Source organism: Phyllobacterium chamaecytisi (assembly GCF_020164455.1).
Lineage (GTDB): Bacteria > Pseudomonadota > Alphaproteobacteria > Rhizobiales > Rhizobiaceae > Phyllobacterium > Phyllobacterium chamaecytisi.
In genome coordinates this window covers 13499-36136 of sequence record NZ_JAIQWW010000002.1, presented here as the reverse complement: position 1 = coordinate 36136, position 22638 = coordinate 13499, and the positions used below count along the sequence as shown (strand labels likewise).

Here is a 22638-nt window from a genome sequence, read left to right as displayed (position 1 = left end):
TCTCAGGCTGCTTCGACATGTGCCGGACGCAGTGTCTCGATCAAATCGAGATAGCGCGCAGCCGTCATGTCGATTGTGTCGGGGTGGCGAGCCCCAAGGACAAGAGTCTGGCGTAAGTCAGCATCTTCAGCGATACGTCGCATGGCGGCCGCCAGCGCCATGGGATCGTTAGGCGGGACGGTCAGACCGTTGATGCCGTCTTCAATCATTTCGGCCATGCCACCGATATTGCTTGTGATTACCGGACAATCCTGGCTTTGCGCTTCCTGGATCACCAGCGGTGCATTTTCCCACCAGATCGAAGGCATGATCGCGCAATCGACAGTGGCGATCAGACCAGCGATATCTTCGCGCCGGTAAGCGCCACGGCGCTGCACGGTAGGTGATGTTTCAGCGAAGAGGCGATCTATATCAGCAACGAAACTTTCACTCTGGAACGGCGCCGCCCCATGGACCCGCAGCTCGAATTCGAAATCCTCGGAAATCAGCTGCTTTGCCGCTTCGAGCAGGACAGTTGCACCTTTCCATGGATTGAGATTGCCGAAATAACCAAAGACCGGCTTGGTACGCTGCGTGACATCTCGCTTTTTTACCTCAGCCCGTTCGGGCTGGCCATTGGGGATCACGCTGATCAAATGTTCGGAAATGCCCCAGTCGACATAGCGCTGCTTGAGAAATTCGCTCGGCGACACAAAACCATCGACAGCACTCAAAAGAGACTTCAGATGACGCTCACGCAGAACGAATTTGTCGAGAGCAATTTCCTTGAAACAGCTGTGGCACCGGTCCGGACTAGCACCATGGCATAGTTCTTTGCTCGTTGTGCGCACCATCAAACCATCATGGTGACAGATCGGGTAGTAATCATGCAGCGTCATGACGATCCGGCATTCGGGCAATGTGCGGCGCACGATATGCGGAAACTCCGCACCCAGAAGCAGGAGATGATGCAAATGCACGACGTCCGGCCGGAAATCACGCAGGAGTTCGACGATGTCCGGAACGATGCCATAAAGATCGACCTGACTCATGAAGAATCGGTCGAAGTGCCCCGACCACAGCAAAACTTCATCGCCGTTGGTACCGATGCTCTGGAAGCTCGTTCCTGGCCGGGCCTCGCGGTGAATATGATTGGTTGCGCCGAGGAAGAGCGCTTCGCATCCGGCCCGTTGATAGGCACGGAAAAGGTCGTGGGCGAATATTTCCGTGCCGCCTGGATGCAAGGCGGGATGGTTGTGTGCAGCGACGAGTACGCGGGTCATCGACCGCCTCTATCGAGCTCAGCCACGAACAGATCCTGATAATGATCCGAAGGAACGCCGCGCCAGTGACCGAATGACTTGGTTGTAACCGACAAACCGGCACGCGCAAGTGCACCATCCAGAAATCCATCATCGAAACCCACAGCAGCCAGTGGCGGCAGTTCTGGAACGAACCAGCACGGACCTTCGTCGTAACGCTGAAATCCGAGCCGCGCGTCACGCTTTTTCAAGGGATTCTCAGCTGCAACCTTATCGACGACGAAGCATGTCATGAACAGGCGGCCCCCTAGCGCAAGCACCCGTTCCACCTCGCGCAGATAGGCGCTTACCTCTTCGTCAGGCAAATGGGTGACGACAGACGTCATTATGATGAAATCGAACTGCCGGTCTTCATAGGGCAGAACGAGTTCGAGCCCGTCGATCGCACCCTTCGGATTATACAGCGAGTGTGCGATATCCAGATGGCGGAATTCGAAGTTGGAATACACAGGGCTGATCATTTGCCGGCACCAGTTGATCCCGCCGGCAACCGGATCGATGCCGCAATAGCTGCCTTTTGCAAAGTCAAGGTACTGGGTTAACGGGACAGCCATGCGCCCGATACCACAACCGATATCGAGGACCCGGCTATCTGGGCGCACACCTCCCTTGCGGATGAAATGACCGAGGAATTCTGCGCCAACGGCCTGGAAATTGCCGTCTCCGACGAAAATGCTATCCGGGTCAGGACAAGGTAGAAACCGGTTGCGCAGGACGGCTTCCATCAACCATTCGACGTGATCATTGTTGAATGCGGGGGGAAGTTCGGTAAAAGCTGTCTTGAGTGCAATAACCTCAGTCAAGCGGCGCTCCTTTCAGACTTTTCCTTGACGAAAGAAGTGACGGTGTCCCCGTTCATTTGATCAGGCACCGCTTCATCGAGATAGGTCGTCATTAATTCAGTGATGTCGTCGTCCCAGCGCTGCGTATGAAGCCAGGAATTATATTGGCTCGCGAGACCGCGCATGTAGTCGCTACTGCGACGGATAGACCGGCGTTCGAAGTGGTAGAGAGCAACATTCGGCTCGTAAGCCACCTGAAAGCCGATCTGCCGGATTTTCAGGCATAGGTCACTGTCCTCATAGTCCCCGATGACGTATTCCTCGGTGAACCCGCCGACCAGATCATAAATGTCCTTGCGGGTAACGAGGCACGCACCGGTCACGCCCGGCACTGTCCGCGCAATCTGAGCCGGCGAGTAGTAGCCCGGCATGCCTTTGTAGAAATGATGGTTCAGCCAGACGCCGCGCTGGTCGCGGGCAAAGTACAGTCCCGCATGCTGCAGGGAGCCATCTTCGAAGAGCAGTTTCGGCCCGATCGCACCCAGCTTCTTCTGTTCGAGCAAGGGCCGGGTGAGTGTGTCCAACCAGCCCGGACCGCAGGGGACAACGTCGGAATTCAACATTACCAGCATGGTGCCTGTCGCAAGACTCGCACCGGCGTTACAGGCCCGGGCATAGCCGCTGTTGCGATTCATGGTGGCGAGCTTCATAGGCAAGTCATGCAGGATATGCAGTCCGCCAAGCATGTGCTCTGTATCGTCCTGGATTTCCGGAGAATCGAGCACAAAAATGACCTCTGCATTCTCTACAAGCCAGGGATCGGTTGCCATGGCCGAAAGCTGGAAGCGCAAAAAGTCGAGATTGCGATAGAGGGGAATTACGATCGAGATCAGAGGGGTTGCCGGTCCCACGCCGTATTCCTTGATATCTGCAATCCTCACCGTCTGGCCAAGTTTTTGTTCGACCTCTTTCAGGGCTGGCGCAAGAATGCTTTCGAACACCTGGCTACGCGCATGCTGCGGCGGTACCGCCCGCAAGATGCGGTTACGCTGTGCCGATGGTTCAAATGGCTGTATTGGCGGCACCAGCATTGCGGTTGCACCCGAGACGAGTCGCATCTGAAAGCGCGGCTGCAGCAATGGTCCAAGATTTTTGGCTTGTGGCAGCCAGGCGACAAAACCGGTCACGTCGGCGCCAAGTCCATCCGCGCGTTCGCCAGTCTTGCCAGGAAACTTGTAAAAATTGGGCTGGAGCGGCAGAGCACTTCCGTCTTCCGAAAGATATTCGATGCGGGCCAGCATCGCTGCGGGATCGTGGGTCCAGCCGCCGACGAGCAGACCACCATCAAGTGCGATCGCGAGATCGATTTCGGCCGCAGGCTGCGTTCCTGACTTTGCGATCTGGCGAACTGGCAACGGCGCGCGCATCTGCATATCGATAGCAATGGCAGCGCCAGCACCGGGGACTTCTGCCAGTTGACGCACGAGGAACTCACGCAGTTCCATATCGTTCTGCCGCTTTGGCCACCACTTGGAAAAGTCAAGCTGGCCATCGCTGTCGGATAATTTGCGGACGGCGATACCGTTTTTCCCCGTAAACACAAAGTGCAATGATTGCGGCAACGCCCGGACGGACTCCACAAGGAGATGGCACGACTGCCAGCCCTTTTTGGATTGGCGCCCCAGACCCAGCTTCGTCGGCAGCGCGGTTATGGAATTGGCGCTGATTGCATAGATGGCAGTAACATCGCCAAGGTCCGGATCCAGCGCGGTTTCCAACAGGTGCTGGCCATCAATTGGCTGACCACAGCCGCGCACTTGCCGTGGCTCTGGCGTCAATGCCAGGGTGATTTCGCGAACAACGCTGGCAAAAACCTGATTCTGCGACAGGCGAAAGGCACTGCGCCATGTGCTCAGCATATTATTGAGCAGCTTGATATGTCCGGCAGCCGCGAGATTATCGACAGCACGGTCCACATCGAAAGAGCCAAGCTCAACTGCCGGATAGAGAACAGCTTGTTCGGTCGGCCCGAGTGCACCAGCAGACATGGTAAGACGGACCGGCTCATCTTTGGTGCGCATGGCCCAGAGAACACGCTGACCGCCCGTTTCGAGGGGAATATTCAAGCTGATGAGCGGAACGAACGGTTCCGGCGTCTCCAGCGTACATTTCGTTGATGCCCGTATGGAAGCCGGAAGGTCCCAGATCACGACGGCCACATCTGCACAGAGACGCGAGATTGAAATGCTCTCGGTATCGCCTGCAATATCCGTCGAATGGTCGAGGTTCAACACGTTGCCCTTTCATTCACGTCAAAAAAAGCGTGCCCGGCCGGAGGGCAGGGCACGCCATAGTCGCTATCAATGAACGACGAAGTAATCGCCCGGATGTTCCGTGACATCGTCGGCATTGACGCCAACGAGCGTGACGGAATCGCCATGACCGAGATCGACGACAACATTGCCACCAACCTGCGTAACACGATCGGCAAGATCGTCAGCCGAATGAATATCCTGCCCGTTGATACCGCTGGAGATCTGGAGGACGTCTTCACCAGGGGTAAAATCGAGAACAACGTCATTTCCGCCGCCGCCAGTGAACAGGAATACATCACTGCCTGCGCCGCCAATGAGTGTATCATTGCCTGCGCCGCCGAAGAGAGTGTCGTCGCCGGCACCGCCGGAAAGAACATCGTTTCCAGCATCGCCGAACAAGAGATCAGAACCGGCACCGCCGGTAAGAACGTCATCTCCGTGGCCGCCGAAGAGAACGTCATTTCCCTCGTTACCGCTCAGTATGTCGTTTCCATTGTCGCCGAAGAGGATGTCAGTTCCCTCGCCGCCGAAAATCGAGTCGTTGCCGTTGCCGCCAAACAACAAATCGTCGCCGGCGTCACCGAATATCGAGTCATTTCCGTTCGAGCCAAAAACAACATCATCACCGCCATTGGCGTGGATGAAGTCGTCAAAACGCGAGCCAAACAAAACGTCGTCGTAGGCGCCGCCTTCTAAAGTGGCCATCTGCTTCTCCTTCTGTCCTGCTTTGAGTCTACAAATTGCCGGAAAGATTCCGACGATCGATGCCTAAACGATTGTGCGCTGCACCAAATCGAATTGCAATCTAGACTAAGAATATAAATGTGGCAATCCATAGTAACAAATTATTACGCCCATGTATTATGACACTTTTATATTAGAATCTATAATTCCTGTTTAAAGCAAAACTACTTATTATATTGCGTCGTATTAAGTGTAATTTAATTTGAAATTTGAAATATCGCCAAATATGGTGCGCTGCAGTGAGAATCTTCTAACTAATCCTCTCTGAAGGCACGGTTAAAGCTGTCTGAAATTGGGGAAATGAGGTATTCGATCGCTTTGCGCGCCTTGTGCACGATCAGCACCTCGGCCGGCATCCCCGGGTAAAGTTTGATCGTCGGGTTGGACGCCAGCGATTGAGCGGCGATTTCCGCACGCGCCACGAAGTACGCCGTATCGGTCTTTTCATCGATAACCTGATCCGCGGCGACGTAAGTGACCTTGCCGTCGAGCGGCGACAGCGAACGCTGGTTATAGGCTGTCAGGCGAACCTGCACCGGCGAACTGACAATCACGCTGTCGATGTCGCGCGGGCTGATCTTCATTTCGACAACCAACGGTTCGTTTTCCGGTACGATATCGAGTATGGCTTCGCCAGCGGCTACCACGCCGCCAGGTGTCCGCAAGCGAATATTGGCGACGATGCCCGCCTGCGGCGAGCGTATTTCGACACGGCGCATGACGTCTTTGGCCGCCACAATACGCTCTTCCGTGTCGGCGAGATCAACCTGGCTCGTAGTGATTTCTCCGGCGATCTCCGACTGCAGATCGCTTTCAATGCCTATGAGGGAAAATTCCGCGCCTGCCTTTGCCTGCTCGGCCTTGGCTTTGTCACCCGCATACTCACCGCGGGTTCCCGCGAGTTCGCTCAATCTGGTGTCGATTTCAGTCAACTTCGACTTCTGGGCAAAACCTTTTCTAACAAGCCCGGCGATCGCCTCCCGTTGTTCATTGATCAACTCGATCTGCCGGTCAGTCGCAGCTATCTGTGCATCGGACGATTTCGCTTGCTCCGTATATTGTTCAATAGTTTTCTTCTGGATGTCCACGCGGCTCATTTTTTGCGCGTAGCGTTTCTCAAAGAATATCCTCTCAGCCCTCATTGCACTCTCAGCGGAAATGTCGCCCATTTCGCCAAAATTCTTTGGAAATGTAATTTCAGTCTCTCCTGCCTGCTCCGCACGCAGTCGCGCCAACTTTGCTATAAGCCCCACCCGGCGGCTCTGCAGGGATTGCAACTCAGACCGCGCCTTGGTGTCGTCAAGGCGGACGAGCGGCTGACCGACTTTCACTTCATCGCCTTCCTGCACCAGCAAACGATCGAGGATGCCCCCCTCGAAGTGGCTGACTGTCTTTCGCTTCGAATCGACGATCACAGTTCCGAGCGAAACGGCGGCGCTGCCAAGTTCTGCAGAATAGGCCCATCCAAAAAACCCGCCAAACGCGATCAAAATCGTCGATACGCCTGCGATGATTAACTTGCGCAGGGGGGACTTTCTATCTTCCTGCTCAAGATCGGTGACCCATTCCGGACGGACGGACCCGAACTTGGTGGGAACGGTTTCGCCGCCCGACACGGTGCGTGGTGCCAATAGTTGAGGGGCGCGTTTCTGCAGGTTTGTGTTGCCCGTCATGATGCGGTGGCTCCCATTTTAGGACCAGTCGGGGTGATGGACGACACGACGTCCGTGCGGGGGCCGAACTGTGTGATCCGCCCGTTCTCCAATACGAGCAGCTTGTCAGCCACCTGCATAATTGTTGGGCGGTGGGCGATCATCACCACGATTGCTCCATCATCGCGGGCCTGTTCGATCGCCCGCATCAGCGCTCTTTCGCCGACTGCATCGAGATTGGCGTTCGGCTCATCAAGCACGATCAGGCGAGGGCGATTATAGAGGCAACGGGCAAGGCCGATGCGTTGACGCTGACCGCCGGAAAGCGTCAACTTCCCGTCGCCCACCGGCGTATCGTAGCCAAGCGGCAGCCGTCCGATCATTTCATGAACATCAGCAAGCCGCGCCGCTTCGAGCACCCGATGCGGATCGCCGTCGCCCATGCGCGCGATATTATCCTGGATAGTGCCTTCAAGCAGTGCCACCGATTGCGGCAGATAGCCGGCAATCTCGCCGAAGGATCCACGTTCCCAGAGATAGACATTGTTCCCGTCGAGAAACACGCCGCCCGATGTCGGCTTGACGATTCCAATCATGAGTCGTGCAAGTGTCGATTTGCCGGCTGCAGATGGGCCGACAATGCCAAGTACTTCACCTGGCGACAGGCTGAAGGAAATACCCTTGATGATCGGCATCTCGACACCCGGAGCCGCATAAACCAGCTTGTCGATGATCAGGTCGCCATGCGGGCGGGGCGTTGGCATCGTCTGGCGCACGGCAAGATTCTGTGCAAGCAGGGCCTGGATGCGTTTCCAGTTGCCAACCGCATTCACCCATTGACGCCAGGTCTCGACGACATGGTCGAACGGCATCAGCAAACGGCCAACGATAATGCTGGTCGCGATCATTGCCCCCGGCGAGATCGCCTGCTCCATCGCCAGCAGGGTTCCTGCACCCAGCGTCGCGACCTGGATGATAAAGCGCAAGGTGCGCGCAATGGACGCCATCGCGCGATTGCGGGTGCCTCCAAGATCGAGCAGATCCAGCGCATTCATCTGCAAACCCCGCCAGCGTTTTGCCAGAGCGGGCAACATTCCCATTGCCTCGATGGCTTCGGCGTGTCGCAGCGTTGCACCGATTTTTGAAATGGCTTCGATGTTGGCCTGATTTGCATCCTTGAGCAGGCTGCGGGTTAAGAGATCAGTAACCACGCCGCAACAAACAAGGATGATTACCCCCACGACCCCGATGATCCCGAAAACCGGGTGTAGCAGGAAGAGCACGGCGAGAAAGATAGGCGACCAGGCAGCGTCCAGCGGCGCGCTCACCGCCGAGGAAGTCAAAAAAGTACGCAATTCGGTGAGATCGCGCAAGGATTGCGTGGCCTTGGGAAGGCCCTGATCCACCGATGCCTGCACGGCAGCCGTCAGAATCGGCAGATTTAGCCGGCGCACAAGCGCGCTGCCCATGGCCTGAAAAGACAAAGCCCGGATAAATTCGAGAATGCCGTAAACCAGCAAAGCGCCCACTGCCAGGACTGTCAGCATAAGCAGAGTGTCGGTGCTGCGACTGTTCAGCACCCTGTCATGCACCTGCAACATGTAAAGGGGTACCGTAAGTTGCAAAAGGCTGATACAGAAACTAAGTAATACGGCGTAGAGGAGACCTGCCAGAAAAACCCGGCGGGCCTTGAAAATCAGCGTTTGCGGCGTCGGAACTCCCGGCGTCGTCGCTTTTTTTCCCACATGGCTCTTGCCATTTGCATCGATTTGACGAGTATCATTCATGTGTAATCTGCCTTGGAAATGACACAGCTGCCAGTTAGCCCCAACGACCTTGGTCTAAGACCAGAGACTAGTAAAGTAATACCGTGCAGAATGTGACAGAAAAAAGATCATATGACGGGGGAAAAAGCGAAGGAGAATCGAAAATACACTCGCAACTTACTTCAAAATTTGAAGTAAAATGACCATGGAGACAAAGATGATACAAAAACTTCTGCACGAAGGAGTGGAAGTCGAAACATCTATTGATGGATATTACGCCGCCGATTTCCCCGAAATTACAGCGGAAAAACAGGGACATAGACACCCGGTTCATACGGTCGTAGTTACACACTTCGAGCTAGCTCGAATGATTGAGAGAGTAAATCGCCGTTTCGCCAGTCTGCTCAGAACAGAAATGACGAAACTGGGGATTGAAGACGTCGGTCCGGCACAGGCAATGGTCCTGATGGCTATCGGCGACGTCGAACTTTCTGTTGGGGAATTGCTGGATCGGGGGCACTATGTCGGTTCGAACATTTCCTACTACCTGAAGCAGCTTGCCGATGGGGGTTACATCGACAGGGTCGCATCTCAACGGGACAAGCGGTCTGCAAGGATTCGATTGACGGAAAAGGGAGAGCAGCTTTGCGCCAATCTGCGTGACGCTGGCGGGGCATATAATCGTGTTCTTGCCAGGGATGCCGATGATCTCCGCAATCTCGAAATCGCGTTCCAGACGCTGCACAGGCTCGAACTGGTTTGGGGCAATGCCGCGCGTTATGGCATCTAACTCAACTTCGATCAGTCTTTCGAGTCCCGGAAGGGGCTGATCTCATGCATGTGGCCTTTGTTCACAGGCGTGGTTTTGGCCAATTCGCAGCTTTGGCTGAGCATCTCGCAACGAGCGGGCATGATGTCAGCCTTATTTGTGAGACCGTGGACCGACGCCTCCCGTCGGTTCGCGTGATCTTGCACCGTGCAGAACCTGGCCCCCGGGCTGATGCCCGGATGGCCAGGCATCTGGGCATTCCGGACCACCATGTCCGCATTGGTCACCGTGTTGCGGAGACATTCGATGCGATGGTGCGCCATGGCGAACAGCCGGATATCGTCATCGGTCATATAGGCTGGGGTAGCATGATGTTCGTCAAGGATATCCTGCCAAAAGTGCCGGCTATCGGCTATTGCGAATTTTTCTACAAGGCGGAAGGTGCCGACGTCGGTTTTGCTCCCGACGATAATCCGGATGCCGAAACCCGTAAACGATTGAGACTGCGCAATGTCGCGCAGCTTCTCTCGCTGGAAGCGATCGACGGTGGGATCAGCCCCACCCGTTGGCAAAAAAGCCTTTATCCGGTCTCTGCCCGGAGTCGGATCGCTGTCTGTCATGAGGGCGTCGATACGGAAATTTTCCGCCCTGACCGCAACGCGTCGCTGCGGCTGCCTGATGGGCGCTTGTTGAAAGCGGGCGATCCGCCGATCATCACTTTTGTCGCTCGAGACCTCGAACCCTATCGCGGTTTTCCGCAAGCACTCGCCGCGGCGGCAAAGGTCATACGCCAGAATCCAGAAGCGCTCTTCGTATTTGTCGGCGGCAATGGCGTCAGCTATGGAACACCGCCCCCTGGTGGAGGGTCCTGGAAGGATGCGTTACTCGCCAGCCATGATATTCCGCCGGACAGAATTGTGTTTCCCGGAGCCATTTCGCACGATCTCTTGCGCAAGCTCTACCAGATATCAACTGCCCATATCTACCTCACATATCCTTTCGTGCTGTCGTGGTCAGTGATCGAGGCAATGTCTTGTGGCGCCTTGATAATCGGCTCCGATACGCCGCCGGTTCAGGAAATTGTCCGATCCGGGACGAATGGCCTTCTCGTGCCATTCTTTGATACCGATGCTTTGGCCGATACGATCCTTCGAGTCCTGCAAAAGCCTGAGGATTTTCTGCCGCTACGCATTGCCGCCCGTAAGACAATCGAGAATCGCTTCCGACTGGTGGATTGTCTTTCGCGGCAGAAATCTCTGATCAATTCGGTCGTCAAAGCTGCCTGACTCGCTATCGGTTTCTGCTTTGCCGATTAACCGCCGCACTTCTGTCTTGCACCTCGCGCAGATTCGTTTCGCCCGTATGTTCGTGCGAAAGTTGTGCGGGCGCAGAAGCGATTGAAGTGTTTCCAGAGGAATTTCGGACGCCGCGTCCTGCAGCCATGGAACTGGCGATGTTTCTGCTGGCATTGCCCGCGTGAGACGCAAGATTGGTGAACCATTCCTGGCTGCTTGTCGCAATTCGGCCGCTGAGAGGCACGATCTGGGCTAGCAAGAAGAATCCCGTCAGACAAACGAGCACAAAAGGACCGGCATCCTTCATGGCAGGTATGCTGCCCTTTGCAAGGCTTAACACCAGCGCCTTCACGACATCCTGTATACCGATATTGTAAAAACTGAGGAAGGTTGTCAGAAAGATCGGTATCAGGATTATCTGGATCGTGCCCGTGAGCCAACCGGAAAAGTACCGTGACGGGATTTGGAACATCAGCAACACGATGAAAAATGGAGCGAGCGCAAGCATGATCCACAAGGCAACTTTTGCAAACAAGAGGAGTGCAACCGCGTAGCCAACGAACAAGGCTGCGGCAATCCACACGATTGCTGCCTGCACCGATGAACTCAATGGAACTGTCAGCGGATTTTCCGCGGGATTTTTTGTTTGCGCAATCGGGCTTGATTTTGCCGGGTTCGGCGAGGTGCCTTCTTCCGGAACCGGTTGAGGCAGGGGGGCGACAGCCGCGACCGCTGACTGCTCGATTTTGGCCGATGCAGTTAGCGCGAAACCGTAGACAGCGTTGAGGTCGTTGGCGAGAGTGCTAAATCCCATGGCTTTGCCACTGCGAGGATTGACAATATGATTGAGCATGACGGAACTCACCATGTAGGGCGCGTTGGTGAAAAGTCCGTAGAGCGCGACCTGAAAAGGTCCCCATGCGGTCACGAGCGAGAAGATGATGGCTATGCGGACGAGCTTGAACACCATGCCGACGATGCTGCCGCCCTGTCCTTGCCAGAACCGGAATCCCCAAAAGATCAGGTAAAGAGTAAATAGCGCGGCCATGACGGGTGTGAGGTAATAGGCGAAGACGCCGTAGGTCGCCGCCGTAAAATTTGTACCTAGGCTGTCGATGTTACTCGATAGTGCGGCGATAGAATTAGCTCCCTCCACTGGACACTCCCGATTGCGACCGCGGCTGGATAACAATGTCGAACGCCTCGTTGACCGGTCGCAGCGGGCCGCAATCCGGAGCACCATAGGACAAGGCCGAGGCGGGCAGGTCGCAAGGTGTCTTCAGTTTATGACCGCCCCCGCACGCCACGCACAATGCAGCGGCGAAAAGCACGACGCTAACCGATATGATTCTCACGGCCTGTCTCCTTGCCCGCAAAACACCGGCAGCCATCGTTTTGGATCATCGCCGAGCTGCTCGCGCAGAACCGTCAGTTCGTGAACTGTTTCAGCCCGGCCGGACAGCACCTTCAGGAGATCGTCCATGCCATTGAGGCGAAGTCTGGCTATCACCGATTCCTGACCGTGTTTGATCAGAAGGGAGCGGCTTGCTGGATCCGTTGTCTTGATCCATTCGACTTCCCTCGACGAGAGCCCGAGCCCGCTGCCGTGACTCTCCAGATCGGCGCGTGGATTGGGGAAGAAAATATGCGTCGCACTCTGTTCGATCAGCGTGTTGGCGATTTGGGAATTGACGATATCCGAGGCGCTTTGCGTACCGAAACCAATAATCCCGTTGAACTTGCGGATCGTCTTCATTTTGTCGCGGATGAAGGTCGCGAACACCGGATCTTCGAGTAGCCGCCAGCCTTCATCGAGAAAGATCAGGACAGGATTGCCGTCGAGCAATTCGTCCAGCCGATGAAAGATATACATCAGCGCAGCGCTGCGGGTGAGGGGATCGTCCAGGATTTTCGTCATGTCGAACCCCGAAACCTCGGACCAAGTGAAACGATCCTGCGGATTGTTGAACAACCAGCCCATTTGATCAGGGCGGAGCCATTTTTCGAACCGGGCCAGAAGATCGTCATCGCCGGCGCGTATCCGGCCACGCAGCAAGGTTGCAAAGGCCGGCAGAGACCGGCCATCCGACCCGGTCGACATGATCTGACCGATTGCTGCGCGGATGACGCTTTCCTCGCTGGCAGGCAGCGACAAACCATCCGGGCGGCGCAGCATCAACGAAAACAACTGGAACAGAAACTCGCGATTTCCCGCAGTGTCGGGCAGGGCGAGGGGATTGAAACCAGTCGGCGCACCTGGTTGAAGGACTTCGTAGTTGCCTCCCAGCGCTCGAATGAAAATTTCGCCGCCACGATCCTTGTCGAAAAAAATGCAGCGCGGCGTTGGTTTGATGCGCTGCGACTGCGCCATCAGAAAGGAGAGGGCCACCGTCTTGCCTGAGCCAGATGGTCCGACCATGGTGAAATTACCGAGATCACGGACGTGAAAATTAAAGAAATAAGCGCTTTGGCTGGTCGTCTCCAGCAGCGAGATGGCGCTGCCCCAGTGGTTGCCTTCCTTCTGACCGCTGGGGAAATTGTGCAACGACAGAAACCCGGCAAAATTCTTCGACGAAATCATCGCCGACCGGGCGATATACGAAAAATTGCCGGGCAGCTGCGCCCAGAATGCTGGTTCACAGTTCAGATCCTCGCGCAGCCAGATGATGGATTGATCGGTGAGCGTAGCTCCGACGGAGCGGATGCAGCGATCAAGCTCAGCCTTGTCATCGCCAAGGCACATGACCGACAGGTGGTGTTCGCCATAGATGGAGCGCGAGCTTAGAAGCTCATCACGTGCCCCGGCGAGTTGATTCCCGACAATCGAACCAGCCTCGTCGGCCATGGAAATCTGGCGGTAGACACGCTCCATCTGGTTCTGCGCCACAGGCTTGTCGACAATGGAAAAACTCTGGCTGACGATAAATTCATGCGGAACCTTCAGCAGCCCGTCGAGCAGGAGAGGGCCCGTATAGGATGGATATTCGCGCACCGACAGCATGGCACCGAGCCGTGAGTCTCTTGGCGGCGTCGCGCCGACGAACTCTACAGCATTGCGCCCGAAATGCAGCCGCTTCATCGCAAGCGCACCATCGAGCGGCATGCGCGGCAAACGCATCGAAACCGGATCAAGCCCGTTGAGTATTTGAACCAGAAATTCCAGCGGCTCGGAGAAATAGTTCCCTGGCTCAGGTTCACGGATACCGAGAATACGCGCCTGATAATCCTGCAGGACTTCACGCACACCTAGAACGGCGTCGTGCAATTCGCGAAGCTCCTCATCCTCTCCCAGTCGGGCACCCTTCGCCTGGTCTTTGGTGCCACGATGAGCAAACAGGCTGCGCGTCAAGCTGTCTATCAATCCGACCTGACCGCGCAGAGGACGGCGGACGATCGTGATATACATGTCATTGACGAACATGCGCCGCTCTTCGAGCTGCGCCATATATCGGCGGTTCAATTCAGCTGCAAATTGATTGTCGAATTCGCCATCAAGCTTTGGCTCGAGCCGGCGCCGGATCATGTGACCATAGACCGCGTAGCGACTGCTGCCGAGCGAACGCAGGATCGTATTACGCCCCTCAAGCTTGCCATTGATCTGCGCCATGTCCGCAGTCTCGAAACAAAAGCCATCGAGCCTGAGTGTGCTTAAGAGCAGCCCATCCTTGGTGCGCAGCACCGTGTCATCGACATGGCGTGCGTAGGGCACGTGCGTGGCAACCGACCGCTCCCGTTTGGCTTGCGCGCCGAAACGCATCTCCTTGCGCACTAGCCGGGACATCATGTCTGGTCCCCCGGTGTATAGCTTGTAACGCCCCACAGGACTTTCGACTGTGGGGGAGTCCTTGCGCCCTTGACCCGGAGAATGTTGAAAATCTGCTCGTCGCGCAGCGTGAGGAAATAGCCGAAACTATGGATAGGCAAGACCAGGAATAGGGTGAAAAGGCTCTTTGTCGCCAGGAAGATCACCGCCGTTACCACCATGTTGAACATGGCGTACATATATGGCACGCCAAAAAGCGTCGGTGCTCTCGTCAGGGCCTTGACCAGCGGGGTCATGTCCGGCGCATCCTCGGTCATCTGTTCAATGACCCAAAGCGCTCTGAAAGAACGCCACGATCTGCGTCGAACCGAACACCAGCACAATGCCCATAATTACGGAACCGGCGATGCTCCAGGTGAAGCGTCCCGACCAGGCCAGGAAACCGCAGCTGATGACGGCCAGGATTGCGAGCATCGAGGCAATCGGACCTGTAAGAATTGAAATAAGGGTCTGCAGCACACCTGTCACCGGTTGCAGGCTCTGTGCAAAGGCATCCCCGGCAAAAATTGTGAACGATAACAATACGAAAGCTTTGAAAATTTTCGAACGTAAAAACATTGAATTACTCCACATGAAGAACAAATCCTTGGGACCACGTTTCCCGACTGCCGTCCTCCGGTTTTTTGTTTATGGCGCCATTCCCCAGCGACTTGGCTGTCGTTCTTACAAGCGGTTTCCATCCATAGAGGTCGGTGAGAATGGCAGAGACGTACCGGACGGTTTCTGGATAAAGCGGAACGCCGCGGCTTTGCTCGACAGCCCCTTCGCCGGCATTGTAAGCAGCAAGCACATAAAGCGGGTTTTGATATTTCTTCTGCAGCAGCCGCAGATAACGGATTGCGCCGCGCACATTGTCTTCAGGATCGCAGATATCGACATCAAAACGCTTCGCCGTTCCTGGCATCAATTGCATCAAGCCAACTGCGCCTGCGCTTGAGATGCTGTTCATGCGAAAGCCACTCTCTTGCCGGGCGATCGCCAGCACGAGATCAAGGTCGAAGCGCTCCTCTCCGGCAATCTTGCGAACAATGGCCTCGCCCTGAACTGCATCGATTGGAGAAGCAAGTTTGCAGGGCGCCGCCGCAGAGGGCTGCGGTGCCGGCGCGGCGTCCATGTTCGAAGCTGCTTCCTGAATTACGGTAACCTTCAGAGGCTCTTCGCCGGACGCGGCATGTCCGGTGCTGCCAAAGGCCGCCCCGAAAGCAATGGTGATAGCCGAAAACAAAATACTCCTGTTCATTGGCTTCGCCCTATCGAAACAATGCCAGCGTTCTCAAATCTGGTTAGATCGTTACTCGCAAGTGCGGCCGGTCGCTGCAAATTGGCGCGAACGAAGGGATCGTAGAAAATCTCTGTCACAACGCCGGGTCGGCCATTTCGACGGCCAAGCTGGATGACCAGTGGCAATGTCGTGCGCAGCGTATCAACGATTTCGGTTTTGCTCAGACCGAGCCCGCCGCCGGCACCGCTTTGCATGACGAGGAGGGCCAATCGCGTGTAAGCGGCAGACGGAGAGTTGGCATGGACAGTCGAGAGCGAGCCAGGGTGGCCGGTATTGATTGCCTGGAGAAAATCCAGCGCCTCGCCACCGCGTACCTCGCCGAGCAATAATCGATCCGGCCGCATGCGCAGAGAGGCCTCGACCAGATGACGCGGCTCGATGCGGGCGATATTTTGATTGCCGCGCGTTGCGATAAGACGGACATGATTCTCCTGAGGAGGTGTCAGTTCCGGTGTATCCTCGATGGTAATCAGTCGCTCGTGCGCCGAAATCTCCTGCATCAGCGCATTCAGAAAGGTTGTCTTTCCAGACCCCGTACCGCCAGAAACCATAATGGACACGCGCCGCTGCACGGCTTCACGCAGAAACGTCCAGATATCTCCCGCAGCGAGCAATTTGCATAGATCGTCTTCGTCGTGTGTAAACTGATGCGCACTATCCGTCACCAGAGCAGAGTCCAGCGCCCCTGAAGCTGCGTAATCGGAAAGGAAAAGGCTGCGCGCGACCTGCCGGCGGAGGACAATAGCGCCCCCTTGCGGCGCGGCAGGCGGCAGTACCACCTGAATACGCGCGCCATCCGGCAGCGCGGCCGACAATAGCGGCTCTTCGTCGTTGACGAATTGGTGACTTGCCGCGGCAACGCGTTCCGCCATGAAGCGGATTCGTTCGGCCGTCAATTCAGGCACCGCATGGCGCACCATCGCCGCACCCGAGCTTCCCCCTGCATGTTCGATGAACACGGCGCCCGGCTGATTGATGCATATCTCGACGACATCCGGCGTCTGGAGAAAATACTGCAAGGGGGCAAACGCCAAATCGATTAATGCGGAGAGGGGGGCTGCAAGGCTCACGGCGTGCCCCCCTTGTAAACTGGCTGTGTGCCTTCTCCTGTATCCCAGCCGCGTCCCTTCTTTAGCTCCTTGAGCTTCTGCATGACCGGATCCGGGTAAAGATCGGAGAAGTCGAGATCGCGCCGCACGAAAATCGACACCGGTGTTCCCTGATCAATGGTAATGGTTGGCGGAATGTTGATCTGCGCCTTCAGGGCCTCCTGGGCGAGCTGCGTGAAATTCTGGACCGCAAGTGCAGCACCTTGCATCGCAAGATCGTTGCCTGCATTGTTGTCATCAGGATAGATGGTATTGACCGTTACCTTACCAGTCGCCGGGTCGGTCGTCGTCGTCTGGATAGGCCCGCCATAAGTGCGGTTCCGCGTCCCGCCACCACCCGCAGCAATTAACTGTGTGCCAGCGCTGATAATGCTCAACACGCCAGCGGCGCCAAACCGCTTCAGATAGTGGTTGTTGACATCACCGGCAGATCCCGACCGACCGAGTTCATCGGTGCCGATCGAACCGAGATTCATTGAAACGCCGTCGGCGCGCAGGAGCCGCGTCCAGACGATAAAGGCGCGGGTCTGACCCTGTGCAACGCCGGCATTGTATTCGCCGATCATGCGCGACGCAGCTGGGATGAGAATTCGCCTTCCATCGAACGACCAGATATCCTCGGTGGTCACGGCCCGCACCATGCCAGGCAGGTCAGTCTGTACAGCCGTCTCGAGAACGCCGCGGATCATTGTGCCTTGAGGCACAAGCGCATCGATACGTTTGGTCTGTTCGGCCTTCGCAACTTCAACCGGCTTGGCCGCCATGGCCGACAGAAACTGCCCGTTGGGATTGGCGTCCTGGAATGTGCCGGCGGCTGCTTTCTCGGCATCGGTCGGTGGTTTTGGCTGCTCGGCTGCCAGTCCTTCGGTTTGACCGGTTTCGGTCACGACCATCGGGGAGCGATAGCGTTCCCACTTTTTCTCGTCGGTCTCTGATTCCCGCGCCAGCCGCTCCGCCTCCGTCATTCGCCGGGCTTCCTCCTCCGCCTGCAGTCGTGCCCGCTCGGCAGCGGCATCTGCGTCGGCCTGCGATGGCTGCTGCACCGCTGGCGTAGGCTCAGGCGCGGGAGATGGTTCTTTGACTGCGGGAGGAACCGCCAATTGAACTTTGCCGACTGGCGACAGCAAGTTCTCATCACCGGTATCGACATTATCAGGCGTTGACGGACGTTGAAGCCAGAAGGGCATTGCGAGCAATGGCAAGCTGACCAACGCGAGCAGCACGATCAACGCTGCCTTGCTCAAACCGCGCTTCGGCTCGGCCAGCTTTGATCGTGCAGCCTCTTCGAGTTCTACATTGAGATGGTAATCGGGATCAGGCATCTCACCTCATCCTTGTGTCGGAGGAGTTGCTGGCACTAGCGGCAACCGGGGTGCTTTTTTTCAAGTTGAAAAGGCAGAGCGCATAGTCGCCGCGCCGCAGCATCCACTGCCTGGCGATCTTGTCGACAACGATGTAATCCCCCTCACGGCGAAAGTTGGCGAGTATCTCGCGCTTTCCACCCTCAACAATAAAGATGGCCGGGATATCGCCTTCAAAACGAAACCAGGTCTTCACGCCATCGTCAAAAGCGTTCGTGGGTTTGAGTTCGCCGTCGCCGCGGAAACTATAGTTGGTATTGGTATCCTGAAACTGGAAATTGTCGCGGTTCGGCTCCGAAACGAGCCGTTGCGCTTCTGCCAGAAGCTTTGAATCGGCCTCTTCATCCGGATAGCGAAATTTGACCATGTATGTCTGATCGCCTTCCGATTCCGCGTGAGCGCGCAGGATGAACATATAAACATGCTTGTTGCTCACAACGCCCAAGTTCGTCGTTGTCTTCGCTTCCACTGGTTTTACGAATATTATATTGGAACGCTTGTTCGTTTCGATTTTCCACGAAAGACTGTCGCCAGCTGCTATCGTCTCGATCTTCTCGGCATCGCCGAGCACGATCATTGTCGAAACGCCATGGTTTGCATCGATGGAGACGACATTGGCTGGATTATATATGACTGTACGGACGCGCGCGTCTGCCGCACCACGGCGCGGGGCAATCTCGGCAAGCGCTTGTGTCATCGATCCCGCAAGACTCAAGCCAATCAGCATCAGCCGCATATAGGGCGCGATCGGTTGCAGGAGCCGCGCGATCATTGCTGGCCACCGCTTGCGGGTACGCTTTCCTGATCGCGGCGGTAGTCGATAATCTGGAAACCGAGCGGATTGTCGAAACGCCATTCATTGGTCATCGGTTCGCGCGAATAGCGGAAATGCATCAACGCTACCCAGTGCTCTTCCGGTCCGGTATCCTGGCCTATGCGCTGCGTCGAAAACCGCACGATTGCCGTGCGGCTGTTGGGGACCTGTACTGATTTGATGGTCGGCAGTACACGTGTGGCGTTACTAAAACGGTTTACGGGATTGGTCGGACTGGACGGCCCGTAAAGGTTCAGAAGGTCGCGCGCAGCATCGCCGGTCGACAACATCTGCGCCATATCGAAATTGTCCTGTACAGCAGAAGGATCGTAGGTCTCCCGCGCTCGTATGTAGCGCACGACATTCATCCTTGTGACCGCTTCCGATTGTGCCAGATCGCCTTCCGCGAGAGGCCGTTTGATCTCCATGAAACCGGTGGTCTTGTCGACCTCGATGACATAGGGCTCAAAGCTCTTCAGGGGCAAAAGCAACGCTAGACAAGCCATAGCCGTAACCGCGAGCAGTGCGCTGATACCGGCGACGATCCAGGCCATGGAGCGGGAACGCTTGACCGAACGGATGACATCGTTTTCCCAGCGGACCGCCTCGCTAAAATAGCGGGCGTCAGGGCTGGTTTTCTCTTCATGGTTTGACGCGTGGTCGCTCATGTAAAAAAGCTGGAAAATAACGCGAGGCACGCACGCGACACTTGAAACACTGGATTCAAAATCATTCCGCCTAAATCGCTTGAATTATACGCTTTACGTTCGAAAAATACGGTTTAAACAAATTCAAAGTCAGTTGAAAATTGGCCTTTGCGAAAGCCTACAACACAATGCGAGTATTTAGTTGACCTATTTCTGTCAATGAGACTTAAGTATTATGAAATCGTCGTTCTATGCTACCAAATCTGGAAATTTTAGACGATTTACAGTGAGTTAGGTTGTATTTTTACCAAGATACCTATCGTTGAAAATATTGAAAAACTCCGGCACGATACGGCGCCATAATCTTTGTGAAACAACTGCGACGTGTTAAGCCGTGGCTATCAGCAGTGCGAGCGCCAAAACCATGAACGAAGCCGATATCGTCGAAATCGAAACCTGGCTTGATCTGCAAGGATTGTCGGGCATGTCAGAGATGGACCTGTTCAACGGCTTCTGCGCGCGATGCCTCGCTGCAGGCATTCAGCTCGAACGTGCGAGCGCCTTTGTCGATACGCTTCATCCGATATATGAGGGCAGGGCATTCCCGTGGCGCCGGGATGGGGAAGTCGAGAAGGCTATCATCGAATACGGCTCTTCACAGCAAGGCGAAAGCGCTGACAACTGGCAGAATTCAACTTTCTACCATCTCTTGCAAATCGGTGAGGACGAGATGCGCCATCGGCTAACCGGCGTCGACGATGTTGGCTTCCGTCATCTCACGACTCTCAAAAGCGAGGGTTGTACCGATTACCTTGCTTTTATGAATCGGTTTTCGAACGAAGGCAGCATCGGCGAAATGGATTGCTTCTACTCCTCCTGGTCGACCGCGGATTCAGAAGGTTTCGCTGAGGACGATATCGATGTGCTCAGGCGGCTGGTGAGGGGTCTCGCTCTTGCCATCAAATGCGCTTCGCTTACACGCATCGTCAGGACACTGGCCGATGTCTATCTCGGCCGTGATGCGGCGAAACGCGTGCTTGCGGGGCGGATCAACCGCGGTTCAGCCGAACGCATCGAAGCGGTGCTATGGTATTCCGACTTGCGGGACTACACCCGTATCTCCGATGCGGCTGCACCTGATGCGATCATACCCATGTTGAATGACTACGCTGAAGCAGTCATTTCATCGGTGCAGGAAGCGGGCGGCGATGTATTGAAGCTGATTGGGGATGGCATACTTGCAATTTTCACCGAAGGGGATTCAGCGAGCGCTGCTACCGCGGCATTGAGAGCGCAGATGCACCTGCGCAAGCGCGTAGTGGTACTCAACAAGACGCGCAAAGCCAGCGGAGCGCCCGCGACAGATGTCTATCTCGGCGTTCACATCGGCGAGGTCTTCTACGGCAACATAGGCAGCGATACGCGGCTGGACTTCACTGTTGTCGGACCTGCAGTCAACGAAGTCAGCCGCATTGCCTCCATGTGCCGGTCGGTTGATCAGGACGTTCTCCTTTCCGACCGTTTCGCCGCAGCTCTGCCTGAAGAACTGCGCGCAAAACTGGTATCCGTTGGCCGCTTCGCGCTGCGCGGCGTCGGCCGAGCGCAGGAATTGTTTACGCTGGATCCGATAATTCTTGAAAAATATAGGGCGGCTGGTCGAGCCCAACACGCCGCCACCCAGTCTCAATAGGCATTTGCATGACATGGCGCACTCGGCCAGTCTGATAACAGGAAAGTTGCATAAGCTTAATTATGGAACTTATTATCCCTTTGTGCGCCGTAGTTTAACGACCTAGGGATAATACGTTGTGAATCAGTATTTTAATCCAGAATATATGTGATATTATCCCTTTCACACTCCATTCGTTGCCATATAGGGATAAGATGAATAAATTCAATGAATTATCCTCTGAGCAGATTCGCCAGCACATCGATACTGCGCAGGCTTACGAGGTCTATCGGACCAGCTTGAAGGAATATGAGCAGCGCTTTTCCGGGTCGATGTCGTGGAAAAAAAGTACGAATGACAAGGAATATCTCTACAAAAAGACCAACGGCATATGGAAATCTCTGGGCCCGCGATCGCCTGAAACCGAGACGATCTATAACCAGTTCCATGCTGGCCGCGACAATTCCAAGGAGCGCGTAGCGCGCTTGGCTCAACGCCTGGATGAATTGGCTCCAGTCAATAGGGCCATGAATTTGGGGCGTGTACCGCTTTTGACGGCACGTATTGTCCGTGCACTCGACAAGCTCGGTCTCATGGGCACGGCGATTGATGTTGTCGGTACCAATGCACTGTTTGTCTATGAACGCATGGCTGGAGTCCACATCACCAGCGGGTTGCTTTCGACGCAGGATGTCGACCTGTTGATGGATTCGCGGTTCAATCTGCGGCTGATAACCAAGGATTTTTCCCACAAGGGATTGATCGGCCTTCTGCAGAAAATCGACCATTCGTTCGTGCCTTTGGCCAAGAACGGCTATAGGGCAGCGAACCGGGACGGTTTTCTGGTGGACCTCATCAAACCCGTACCGAAAGACGTAATGTTATCAAAAGAAAAGACGCGTTTCAGCGCTGATGCCGACGATCTGCAGGCGATCGAAATCGAGGGGTTATCCTGGCTGGTCAACAGTCCGAAAACGCAGGCTGTAGTAATCGATGAGCGAGGCTACCCGGTGGCCTATTCTTGTCCAGACCCCCGAGCCTTCGCACTGCATAAATTGTGGTTGTCACGGCGTGCCGATCGCGATGCGGCCAAGCGTATACGGGACGAACAGCAAGCACGGATCGTTGCCGAACTCATCGTCAAGCGACTGCCGCATCTTTCTTTTGAATCCAGCGACTTGCAGGCCTTGCCGCTTGCATTGCGTCAGCTGGCAACGGAACTCGTTCCTGTCACGGGCAGCAGCACTGAAGAATTGCACCTCACACCAAACTGGTGACTGAAGCGCTGAGGCGCCGGGATACCTCCCAG

The 22638-nt window shown here is 55.6% G+C and carries 20 protein-coding genes; 4 read left to right on the top strand and 16 right to left on the bottom strand.

The genetic code is table 11. The annotated features are described in order from the left end of the window. Positions 1–2: 2 nt before the first annotated feature. The 6 genes from LB462_RS03935 to LB462_RS03910 all read right to left on the bottom strand — a co-directional run bounded on the left by LB462_RS03935 (position 3) and on the right by LB462_RS03910 (position 8581). On the bottom strand, positions 3–1262 hold the full coding sequence (locus LB462_RS03935; RefSeq protein WP_224506069.1) for a glycosyltransferase family 4 protein: 1260 nt from the start codon (positions 1260–1262) through the stop codon (positions 3–5). Next, positions 1259–2104, bottom strand: coding sequence for a class I SAM-dependent methyltransferase (locus LB462_RS03930; protein ID WP_224506068.1), 846 nt, complete (start codon positions 2102–2104; stop codon positions 1259–1261). Before LB462_RS03930 ends, LB462_RS03935 begins: the two co-directional genes overlap by 4 nt. Further along, complete coding sequence (locus tag LB462_RS03925) at positions 2101–4374, bottom strand: glycosyltransferase family 2 protein (RefSeq protein ID WP_255626407.1); 2274 nt, start codon at positions 4372–4374, stop codon at positions 2101–2103. The genes LB462_RS03930 and LB462_RS03925 overlap by 4 nt, the downstream gene beginning before the upstream one ends. A 69-nt stretch (positions 4375–4443) precedes the next feature. Then, positions 4444–5103 (bottom strand): calcium-binding protein, encoded by a 660-nt coding sequence (locus tag LB462_RS03920; protein ID WP_112531200.1) that lies wholly within the window; start codon positions 5101–5103, stop codon positions 4444–4446. Between the two features lie 293 nt (positions 5104–5396). Next, positions 5397–6815 (bottom strand): HlyD family type I secretion periplasmic adaptor subunit, encoded by a 1419-nt coding sequence (locus LB462_RS03915; protein WP_224506066.1) that lies wholly within the window; start codon positions 6813–6815, stop codon positions 5397–5399. Next, positions 6812–8581: a type I secretion system permease/ATPase gene (locus LB462_RS03910; protein WP_224506065.1), complete on the bottom strand. Its 1770-nt coding sequence runs from the start codon at positions 8579–8581 to the stop codon at positions 6812–6814. Before LB462_RS03910 ends, LB462_RS03915 begins: the two co-directional genes overlap by 4 nt. A gap of 199 nt (positions 8582–8780) precedes the next feature. On the opposite strand from LB462_RS03910, the gene LB462_RS03905 reads away from it, so the two are divergent. Both LB462_RS03905 and LB462_RS03900 read left to right on the top strand, forming a co-directional pair. After that, the gene (locus tag LB462_RS03905) at positions 8781–9350 is read left to right on the top strand and encodes a MarR family transcriptional regulator (RefSeq protein WP_112531210.1); all 570 of its coding nucleotides are present in this window, start codon (positions 8781–8783) and stop codon (positions 9348–9350) included. 44 nt (positions 9351–9394) lie between these two features. Then, on the top strand, positions 9395–10615 hold the full coding sequence (locus LB462_RS03900) for a glycosyltransferase family 4 protein (RefSeq protein ID WP_224506064.1): 1221 nt from the start codon (positions 9395–9397) through the stop codon (positions 10613–10615). Positions 10616–10619: 4 nt separating this feature from the next. On the opposite strand, the gene LB462_RS03895 is transcribed toward LB462_RS03900, so the two are convergent. From LB462_RS03895 to LB462_RS03850, 10 genes are read right to left on the bottom strand one after another with little or no spacing between them, the layout of a single operon-like run. After that, positions 10620–11780, bottom strand: coding sequence for a TrbL/VirB6 family protein (locus LB462_RS03895; RefSeq protein ID WP_224506063.1), 1161 nt, complete (start codon positions 11778–11780; stop codon positions 10620–10622). Continuing rightward, the gene (locus LB462_RS03890) at positions 11767–11979 is read right to left on the bottom strand and encodes a hypothetical protein (protein WP_224506062.1); all 213 of its coding nucleotides are present in this window, start codon (positions 11977–11979) and stop codon (positions 11767–11769) included. Before LB462_RS03890 ends, LB462_RS03895 begins: the two co-directional genes overlap by 14 nt. Then, the gene (locus LB462_RS03885) at positions 11976–14405 is read right to left on the bottom strand and encodes a VirB4 family type IV secretion/conjugal transfer ATPase (RefSeq protein WP_224506358.1); all 2430 of its coding nucleotides are present in this window, start codon (positions 14403–14405) and stop codon (positions 11976–11978) included. The genes LB462_RS03890 and LB462_RS03885 overlap by 4 nt, the downstream gene beginning before the upstream one ends. Continuing rightward, on the bottom strand, positions 14405–14704 hold the full coding sequence (locus LB462_RS03880; protein WP_224506061.1) for a VirB3 family type IV secretion system protein: 300 nt from the start codon (positions 14702–14704) through the stop codon (positions 14405–14407). The genes LB462_RS03885 and LB462_RS03880 overlap by 1 nt, the downstream gene beginning before the upstream one ends. 4 nt (positions 14705–14708) lie before the next feature. After that, positions 14709–15005 (bottom strand): TrbC/VirB2 family type IV secretion system protein, encoded by a 297-nt coding sequence (locus LB462_RS03875; protein ID WP_224506060.1) that lies wholly within the window; start codon positions 15003–15005, stop codon positions 14709–14711. Positions 15006–15009: 4 nt separating this feature from the next. Next, positions 15010–15687 (bottom strand): lytic transglycosylase domain-containing protein, encoded by a 678-nt coding sequence (locus LB462_RS03870; protein ID WP_224506059.1) that lies wholly within the window; start codon positions 15685–15687, stop codon positions 15010–15012. Further along, positions 15684–16799: a P-type DNA transfer ATPase VirB11 gene (virB11, locus tag LB462_RS03865; protein WP_224506058.1), complete on the bottom strand. Its 1116-nt coding sequence runs from the start codon at positions 16797–16799 to the stop codon at positions 15684–15686. The genes LB462_RS03870 and virB11 overlap by 4 nt, the downstream gene beginning before the upstream one ends. Beyond that, positions 16796–18160, bottom strand: coding sequence for a type IV secretion system protein VirB10 (gene virB10 / locus LB462_RS03860; protein ID WP_224506057.1), 1365 nt, complete (start codon positions 18158–18160; stop codon positions 16796–16798). The genes virB11 and virB10 overlap by 4 nt, the downstream gene beginning before the upstream one ends. A gap of 1 nt (position 18161) precedes the next feature. Next, on the bottom strand, positions 18162–18971 hold the full coding sequence (gene virB9 / locus LB462_RS03855) for a P-type conjugative transfer protein VirB9 (protein ID WP_224506056.1): 810 nt from the start codon (positions 18969–18971) through the stop codon (positions 18162–18164). Then, the gene (locus tag LB462_RS03850) at positions 18968–19681 is read right to left on the bottom strand and encodes a VirB8 family type IV secretion system protein (RefSeq protein ID WP_224506055.1); all 714 of its coding nucleotides are present in this window, start codon (positions 19679–19681) and stop codon (positions 18968–18970) included. Before LB462_RS03850 ends, virB9 begins: the two co-directional genes overlap by 4 nt. Before the next feature lie 403 nt (positions 19682–20084). Between LB462_RS03850 and LB462_RS03845 the strand changes: the two genes are divergently transcribed. Both LB462_RS03845 and LB462_RS03840 read left to right on the top strand, forming a co-directional pair. Next, positions 20085–21350, top strand: coding sequence for an adenylate/guanylate cyclase domain-containing protein (locus LB462_RS03845; RefSeq protein ID WP_224506054.1), 1266 nt, complete (start codon positions 20085–20087; stop codon positions 21348–21350). Positions 21351–21544: 194 nt separating this feature from the next. Then, positions 21545–22606 (top strand): GSU2403 family nucleotidyltransferase fold protein, encoded by a 1062-nt coding sequence (locus LB462_RS03840; protein WP_224506053.1) that lies wholly within the window; start codon positions 21545–21547, stop codon positions 22604–22606. The last annotated feature ends 32 nt before the right edge of the window (positions 22607–22638 follow it).

Excerpts from the sequence above, each read along its gene's own strand:
- LB462_RS03935 (WP_224506069.1), bottom strand. The coding sequence starts at position 1,262 with ATGACCCGCGTACTCGTCGCTGCACACAACCATCCCGCCTTGCATCCA.
- LB462_RS03920 (WP_112531200.1), bottom strand. The coding sequence starts at position 5,103 with ATGGCCACTTTAGAAGGCGGCGCCTACGACGACGTTTTGTTTGGCTCG.
- LB462_RS03915 (WP_224506066.1), bottom strand. The coding sequence starts at position 6,815 with ATGACGGGCAACACAAACCTGCAGAAACGCGCCCCTCAACTATTGGCA.
- LB462_RS03910 (WP_224506065.1), bottom strand. The coding sequence starts at position 8,581 with ATGAATGATACTCGTCAAATCGATGCAAATGGCAAGAGCCATGTGGGA.
- LB462_RS03900 (WP_224506064.1), top strand. The coding sequence starts at position 9,395 with ATGCATGTGGCCTTTGTTCACAGGCGTGGTTTTGGCCAATTCGCAGCT.
- LB462_RS03885 (WP_224506358.1), bottom strand. The coding sequence starts at position 14,405 with ATGTCCCGGCTAGTGCGCAAGGAGATGCGTTTCGGCGCGCAAGCCAAA.
- LB462_RS03880 (WP_224506061.1), bottom strand. The coding sequence starts at position 14,704 with ATGACCGAGGATGCGCCGGACATGACCCCGCTGGTCAAGGCCCTGACG.
- LB462_RS03875 (WP_224506060.1), bottom strand. The coding sequence starts at position 15,005 with ATGTTTTTACGTTCGAAAATTTTCAAAGCTTTCGTATTGTTATCGTTC.
- LB462_RS03870 (WP_224506059.1), bottom strand. The coding sequence starts at position 15,687 with ATGAACAGGAGTATTTTGTTTTCGGCTATCACCATTGCTTTCGGGGCG.
- virB10 (WP_224506057.1), bottom strand. The coding sequence starts at position 18,160 with ATGCCTGATCCCGATTACCATCTCAATGTAGAACTCGAAGAGGCTGCA.
- virB9 (WP_224506056.1), bottom strand. The coding sequence starts at position 18,971 with ATGATCGCGCGGCTCCTGCAACCGATCGCGCCCTATATGCGGCTGATG.
- LB462_RS03850 (WP_224506055.1), bottom strand. The coding sequence starts at position 19,681 with ATGAGCGACCACGCGTCAAACCATGAAGAGAAAACCAGCCCTGACGCC.
- LB462_RS03845 (WP_224506054.1), top strand. The coding sequence starts at position 20,085 with ATGAACGAAGCCGATATCGTCGAAATCGAAACCTGGCTTGATCTGCAA.
- LB462_RS03840 (WP_224506053.1), top strand. The coding sequence starts at position 21,545 with ATGAATAAATTCAATGAATTATCCTCTGAGCAGATTCGCCAGCACATC.